We start from the raw sequence: 4,316 nt of genomic DNA, 5'->3' as shown, positions 1-4,316 counted from the left end.
AGCAGAGCCACCACGTAAGCCTCAGGAGAGAGGTACTGCTGAGCCAGCTCGCGGATTTGCGCTGGGGTAAACGCTTGCAACAGCTCCAGGTACTCCTGGAGGCGCTCCACCCCGACCAGGGTCTCGTAGTAGCCGTAGAGGCTCGCCAGTTGACTGGGGGACTCGGCGGAGAAGAGAAGTTCGTGGGTAAGCATGCGCCGAGCGCGATCCAGCTCCGCTTGGCCGATGCCATCCTGCTGCAACTTCTCGATCTCGTGCAGGAGGGTTGCCTCCACCCGTGGCAAATCCTCTACCTCCAGGTGGGCGCTGATGCAAAAGAGCCCCCCCTCCTTCAGCACCAGCGAAGAGCAGCCGATAGCCCTCACCCAGCCCCGCTGTTCCCGCAGCAGATGCACCAGCCGCGAAGTACGCCCATCCCCCAGCACGGCAGCCAGCAGCTCTAGTCCGCAAACTTGCTCCCAGGCGTCGAGGCTAACTGTGGGCCAGGCCAATTTTAGACGGGCCTGCTCTAGGCGGGCATGGGTGCTCTCGCGGCGCAGGATCCCCTGCGGGCGGGGCTGAGGCGGGAGTGGGGGCCTTGTCCAGGCAGGGCCACTGGCGGGGCCGCCAAACTCCTTTTCCACCAGTGCCAGCGTCTGCTCAGGGTCAATGCCTCCCGTCACCACCACTGTCATGTATTCGGGCCGGTACCAGCCGCGGTGGTAGGCGCGCAACAGCTCTGGGGTCAACCCCATCAGGCTTGCCGGCGTGCCCAGCACTGGTCGCCCATAGGGGTGCTCCTCCCCGTAGGCAGTTTCCATGAGGAGCTGGTAGGTGATGTATCCCAAGTCGTCAGCAGCGCGGCGAATTTCCTCCAAAACCACCTGGCGCTCCCGTTCCACCTCCTCGGGCGGGATCCCAGCCCGTAACACCGCCTCTGCCAGATAGGGCAAAGTCTCCGGCAGATCGGCAGCAGCTACTGTCATGTAGTAGTGGGTGTAATCCTGGCCAGTAGCAGCGTTGGTGATGCCTCCCCGCCCTTCAATAGCGCGATCCAGCTCGCCGGGGGCCAGCCGCTCGCTGCCCTTAAAAACCATGTGCTCGAGAAAGTGGGAGATGCCCAGCCACTGCGGCGGCTCGTTGCGCCCGCCTGTCTGTACCCAGACGTCCACCGTAGCCGAGTCGGCAATGGGAACGGGGTGAAGAATAACGCGCAGCCCGCTGTTTAAGCGATGGGTGTAAGCAGGCAGAAGACGAGGTAGGCGGCTCAAAATTCTTAATCGATAGAGAACAAACTTAATTTTAGCAAGACAACCCCCCGTCCGCGCCTGGAATACTCCAGGGAGGGGTCATTTCTCTAGGTTTTGGAAGGGGTATCCGTTGCTCCTGGCCACGAAAAGCTAGGGGATCCTTCGTCGGCTAGGCTTTCTTCCACTTGGAAGCCCGGGGGCCATTCTTCGCTGTCGCGCAGCCGCTGCACCACCTCCTGGGGCAGGATCACCCCCAGCTCCCGCGCCGCTACCGCTACCACATCGCCGCGGTCGATCAAGCCGGCAATGGCACCGCTGGGGGTGAAGACCAAGACGCGACGGGGTTCCGCCTGGCGCATCATCTGCATCACCTGGAGGACAGGGGTCTCCTCTCGTACCCCCTGCAGTTGCTCCATTGGCTTAAGAATGGCCTTGAGGGTGAGATGATCCCACTGGCTGCGCTCGATGTCGTTGAGCAGTTCCGGCCTCACCAGGCCCCGGTAGCGGCCGTCCTCCTCGGCAAAGTACACTTCCTGAACTCCCCCTCCTGCCTCTGGCTGGAGGGAAGCGGGAACCAGGTAGCGATCGACAAACTCCCGCAGGCTCATGCCCGCATCCAGGACGCGAAACCGACGGCTCATGACGTCTGCGGCCTTCAGGCGGGCCAACACGCGCTGCAGTTGCGCATACTGCTCATAGCGACGGGCGCTGTTTAAAATGAATAGGCCAATCAGGCCTAGCCAAAGGCCGTTGAGGCTTCCCCAAAATACCACCAGCAGACCTAGGCCTACTAAGCCCCAGCCCACTCCTTGGCCAGCGCGAGCTGCCCAGAGCATGCCCTTTTGCCGATCCCCTGTCCAAGCCCAGATGGCTGCTTTGAGCATCTGCCCCCCATCCAGGGGCAAACCTGGCAGCAGATTAAACAGGGCAATCATTAGGTTGATGGCAGCCAAGCTGGCGAGGGTTGAGACCAGCGGCGATCCTGGCCCCATCCAAGCTCCGGCCACGCTAAAGAGGACAAACAAGCCCAAGCTGAGGAGGGGCCCTGCCAGGGCCACCCAAAAAGCGCCCAGGGGGCGAGGAACTTCCCGTTCGATGGCCGCCATGCCGCCAAAGATAAACAGCGTGATGGAACTCACCCGGACTCCATAGGCGCGGGCTACCAAGCTGTGGGCCAACTCGTGGGCCAGCAAGGAGAGAAACAGCCCTAGCGCCGTCACCAGGCCATAGGAGAGCACCAGCAACACAGCCGCTGGAAACCAGGTGTAGTCCAGGAAGAGGGGGATCCCCCACAAACTTCCAATGCGCAGGCGACTGGTCATAGCCCTCAACTCCCTACACAGCTTTTGCCCAGGGGGCACAGTTTCTAAGACAGCAGGCAACCCTTCCGTTGGGGATCCCTTCCTTTCCACTCTAGCCCTTTCCAGGGCTTGGTAACGGATCCCCCGCCTGCCCCCACTTGGGGGAGCTGGGGAAAATAGCCAGAGCACACGACACCCCCTGCCCCTTGATGATTGTGGTAGCCTAGTTGGGCATTTGGATGGCCGGCGGGTCGGGCAACTCCTCTGGGACGGCCCTGGCCGGCAAGGAAAATCAAAACAAAAAGCCAGTTTCGTCGGACTCCACGGGCAGCTTTGCAGGAGGGGTGTGGCTATGGTGTCGATTTCGTCCCGCTCAAGCGAACAGAGCAAAGCGGTGCCCTTGCTACAAGGGCAAGCGCTGGGTTCTGGGGGCGAGTTCCCAGCAACAGCTCCGACGGCCGCTCCAGTGTTCTACCGCACCTACAGTCGGCGGCGCCCGGATGGCAGCCGCGAGACTTGGAGCGACGTCTGCGATCGCACCCTGGCCGACATTGCCCGCCTAGGACGCTTCACTCCCCAGGAGCGGGAGCTGGTGGAACATCTGCAGCGGCAGTTGAAGGCGTTGATCTCGGGTCGGGCCCTGTGGGTGATGGGCACCGCGTGGATCCAAAAGCCGGAAAACTACTCCGGCGCCTACAACTGCACCAGCCTCACCGTGGTCGACTGGCGCTCCTTTGGCCTGATGATGGATCTGGCCATGATGGGCTGTGGCACAGGGGCGGTGCTGGAACCCCAGTTCATCAGCCAGTTGCCCCCCATCCTCAACCGCCTACAGGTCCAGGTGGTGGGATCCCTCGGCGCCACCCCCCGAGAGCAGCGGCAGGAGCACACCCGCATCCAGCGGCAGGGATCCCGCGTGCACATCCAGGTGGGGGATAGCCGGCGGGGCTGGGTGGAGTCCTACCAGGCGCTGCTGGAGCTGGCGGCGGATCCCAGCTTGGGCGGCGAGGTCCAGGTGACGGTGGACTTGAGCGATGTCCGCCCTGCCGGCGAGCGGCTACAGGGGTTTGGGGGGGTGGCCAACCCCATCAAGCTGCCCGGCCTCTACGAGCGCTGTGCCGCCATCCTCAACAAAGCGGTGGGCAGACAACTGAACTCGGTGGAGTGCTGCCTGCTCATCGACGAGGCGGCGGTGACGATTGTGGCGGGGAACATTCGGCGGTGCTTACCTGAAAACGCCTTGGTGCACACCTCACAAGGTCTGGTGCCCATCAAGGATGTGCAGGTAGGCGATTGGGTTCAGACCCCCCTTGGGTTTCGTCGGGTGGTCAACAAGTTTGACCAAGGGATCCAAGAAGTTTACGAAATAGAGACCAATGCCATTCCTTTCTTTTCAACTTTGAACCACCGCCATGCGGTTTTGGCAGACGCTCGGGGGAACATCGCATGGAAAAGTACCCACGAGTTAGTCGAAGGGGATCGTCTGCTGCACAACACCCAAGTTCTCCCCGGCACCATTACCCATCTCCCTGAGGACTTTACGGCATCTCGTCCAAGCCAAAGCCCCACCGCAAAGCCCCTGCACATCCCGCCCCTGACGCCAGAGGTGGCCTGGCTCATTGGGTTTACCCAGGGGGGTGGGTATGTTGCGCTGGGGCGCGATCTCCACGGCAAGCCCTACGGTCACCTGGAGTGGAGTGCCAATACCCTGGATCCCGAGCTGCTTTCCCGTCTCCAAGCTAAGCTGGAGCAGGCGCTAGCCGCCTTCGGGCTGACAGCTACCTGC

2 protein-coding genes and 1 pseudogene are annotated in these 4,316 nt (G+C 62.3%); 1 reads left to right on the top strand and 2 read right to left on the bottom strand.

Annotated elements, in window-relative coordinates; all coding sequences use genetic code 11:
• Together NW863_RS01450 and NW863_RS01445 are read right to left on the bottom strand one after the other, a co-directional pair.
• Nucleotides 1-1,250, bottom strand: a 1,250-nt coding sequence (locus NW863_RS01450; protein WP_414363989.1) for a M16 family metallopeptidase, incomplete at its 3' end; no start/stop codon positions are given.
• Nucleotides 1,251-1,336: 86 nt separating this feature from the next.
• Complete coding sequence (locus tag NW863_RS01445) at nucleotides 1,337-2,551, bottom strand: site-2 protease family protein (protein WP_414363988.1); 1,215 nt, start codon at nucleotides 2,549-2,551, stop codon at nucleotides 1,337-1,339.
• A gap of 331 nt (nucleotides 2,552-2,882) precedes the next feature.
• Here NW863_RS01445 and NW863_RS01440 point away from each other — a divergent pair.
• Nucleotides 2,883-4,316, top strand: a pseudogene (locus NW863_RS01440) (ribonucleoside-triphosphate reductase); the annotation flags it as partial.

This window comes from Synechococcus sp. B60.1 (assembly GCF_047462555.1).
Taxonomy (GTDB): domain Bacteria; phylum Cyanobacteriota; class Cyanobacteriia; order Thermostichales; family Thermostichaceae; genus Thermostichus.
This window is presented reverse-complemented; position numbering and strand designations above follow the sequence as displayed.